Below are 2,913 nucleotides of genomic sequence, written 5' to 3' on the forward strand. Positions count from 1 at the left end.
CCAGACCTTCCCCGCCCTTGAGACCAATGGTCAAAAGCAGCACCAGCGACAGCGAATCGTAGAGGGCAGAGGGTAACTTGAGCTCTGAACGGAGTATCCCGGCCGTCAAGCCGAAAATAAAGAAAAGTACAACGATGTCGATCATTACCGGCAATTCCTTTTATCGGCCCCATTATCGACGGGAGACCCAATACCAGGATGATGCGACTGGCGAAACCCGCGACGCCCGCCAGGTGCCTTTGCCGGGCAATCAGGTTTCAGTCCTCGTCGCCGAGCTCAGGATCCCAGCCCAGCGTGCGGGCTTTTTTGATGGCTGCATCGTAAATTCGGTGATGCCGCTCGGCCAGTTCGGCCGGGAGTCGGCTGGGCAGATTCCCATACGGCTCCCAGGCTTTGGAAACAGCATCGAGCAGGGCCTGGAAATCTGCCGCACTGCGCCCAATGAAGGTGTCGTTTTCCGGCAGAATTTCAAACAGCCAGGCATCCCGGATGGTGCGGCCGATCATGGTCATGCCGCCATTTTCTTCATTGTCCAGACCGATATAGGTTTGCATGCGTAAGCTCTGTATAAAAGTTGATGGGGGATGATCGCAGGTTTTCGCGCCTAGCGCGTCAAGCCGGCATACAGCAGCGGCAGTTTTTCTGGCAGGCGCTCCACCTTGTCGACCACCATGTAGTTTTGCGCGCCAAAAATACGCGACACATATTGGTCAGCGCGCGGGTCCAGACTCATGCAATAGGTGCTGATGCCGTTGCGCCCGGCCTCTTCCACCGCTTTTTTGGTGTCGTGGCGCAGGTACTGCGGGTCGCGCACATCCACGTCGGCCGGTTCGCCGTCGGTGATGACCAGCAACAGCTTCTTGGCTGAGCGTTGCGCCTTCAAGGCAGCCGCAGCATGGCGAATGGCGGCACCCATGCGCGTGGAGAGCTGCCCGGTCATGCCCGCCAGGCGGGCCTTCACCACATCGTCGTAGGGCTGGTTGAAGTCCTTGAAGCGCCAGTAGTTCACATCGTGCCGACCATCCGAGCAGAAGCCATGAATGGCAAACGGGTCACCCACCTTGCCAACGGCATCGGCCAGCAGCACACAGGCTTGGCGGGTGAGCTCAAGCACGGTGTGATCCTGCCCGGCCACACGGTCGTTGGTGGAGTGCGACAGATCCAGCAGCACCATGACCGAAATGTCGCGGGTCTTGCGCACGCTGCGCATCATGATGCGCGGATCAGGTTGCTGGCCCATGCGCATCTCGATCAGCGAGGCCAGCGCGGCGTTGATATCAATGTCGTCGCCGTCCTCGAGTTTGCGGATGCGCTGCACGCCTTGCGGCTGCATGGCATCGAGCAAAAATTTCATGCGCGAAACGACACGCTTGTGCTCAGCGGCAATGGCGTCAATCAGCGCCAGATCACCCAGCTTGGCGCGCCGCTCCTGCACCGTGGCCCATGCCGGACGCTCCAACTGGATCAAATAGTCCCACTCGGCATAGTGGCTGGGCGGCACCAGGGGCTCCTTGCCTTCGGATTCGTTGTAGGACACACCCATGTCCTCGTAGGGAAAGAGCTCGGTGGCCAGCACCCAGATTTCCTGTGCATCGTCACCGGCGGTTTCCACCTCGGTTTCGTTGGCCATCTCCATCAGATTGACATACTTTCGCACCTGCTGTGGCTCGTGGTAGCCGGCGGCCATGGACTGGTCAAAGTCGAATGTCTCGAAGGCCCAGAAGTAGCGGTTGTCGTCGCGGTAGGGCGCGCGCTGCACGTCGGTGCGCGGGTGGTAGGTCAGCCCCACGGCCTTGAAGCTGTGTGCCAGTGCCACGCCGATGTCCATGGATACGGTGTTGTCATGGGGCTGCGCCAACACGCCGGGCAAAGCCTGCTCAAACAGGGTTCGCCCCTGGTCGATCCACGGGTGTGGGTCCTGGTAGTCGGGCGCCAGCAGTGCGCGGGCCAGCCGGTTGAGGTAATCCCCTGCCGAGGCGGCTTGCGCGGGTGTCACCGTGTGCAGGCTGCACCAGAGCTGGCGCAAGCCTGGAAATTTGGCGCAGGCCAGTGCTTCAACCCGGGCATCTTCTATGACCCCCATCAGCGCCATCTGCCAGGGGCTGAGCGCCTGTGCCGAAATGCGCTGGCGGGTGTAGACCAGGTGTGCAGCCGCGTGGGCAGCGCTGGCCCGGTACAACTCGGTGGCGCTGACCTGGCCCTGCTGGCCCTCCACCGCGTCAAAGGCATCGGGCAGGTGGATCAGGTAATCTTCGATGAAAGGCATGTAGCCCTCGCGCGACTCAAAGTCCCCCGAGGTCGGGCGCATGAAAAAGTCACGCCCCCACAACGCGCGCAGGTACATGTTGATGCGCCGCTGCACATCAACCAGCAAAGTGCCCTTGCGCTCCTTTTGCAGCATGGCCAGCGACTCTTTGGAATTGAGGCCAAAGTACTTGACCTGCTCTTCGTAGTGGGTCCGGTGGGCGTGCGCGCCCCAGTTGGCCCAGCGGCGCAAGCCACCCAGGGTGAGCTGGCCCAGCAGCACATCAATTTTGTCAAGCATGGGGCGCAGGCCGCGCGGTGCCTGGTTGACCAGGGCGGCGATCACTTGCAGGTATTGCAAAAACAGGCCGCCGTCCGCCAGCCGTTTGGCGGCCGTGGGCGCGGTGGCCAACACCAGCTCAATCACCGAGCCCGAGGTTTTGGAGGCCAGCATCAGCGCCTCGGTGACCAGGTCGGCCACCACGTCCTCGCCGACCTCCCTGGCAACTTGCGGCGCTGAATCAATCCAGGCGTTGACCAGGCTCGCGCCCTTGCCCAGCCCGCGCAGCGCCGCAGCGCCCTTGACATAGTTGTCCAGCCCCCGGGCCGAGAACACGCGGGTCGCATCCGCCCAGGCATGCACCAGCAGCTCGCGCGACTCGGGCTCGA

General features: G+C 62.1%; 3 protein-coding genes. All 3 read right to left on the bottom strand.

All coding sequences use genetic code 11. The annotated features are described in order from the left end of the window. The coding region (locus tag GPS82_RS13710; protein ID WP_296495664.1) for a sodium-dependent bicarbonate transport family permease at positions 1-145 on the bottom strand (145 nt) is incomplete at its 3' end. 112 nt (positions 146-257) lie between these two features. Continuing rightward, positions 258-554 carry a hypothetical protein gene (locus tag GPS82_RS13715; protein ID WP_296495660.1) on the bottom strand — a complete coding sequence of 99 codons (297 nt, stop codon included), beginning with the start codon at positions 552-554 and terminating at the stop codon, positions 258-260. Between the two features lie 50 nt (positions 555-604). Next, a partial coding sequence (locus GPS82_RS13720; protein WP_296495662.1) for a nitric oxide reductase activation protein NorD occupies positions 605-2,913 on the bottom strand: 2,309 nt, incomplete at its 5' end.

The organism is Rhodoferax sp. (genome assembly GCF_011391645.1).
Lineage (GTDB): Bacteria > Pseudomonadota > Gammaproteobacteria > Burkholderiales > Burkholderiaceae_C > Rhodoferax.

Coding starts and splice junctions, on each gene's coding strand:
- GPS82_RS13715 (WP_296495660.1), bottom strand. CDS start 554: ATGCAAACCTATATCGGTCTGGACAATGAAGAAAATGGCGGCATGACC.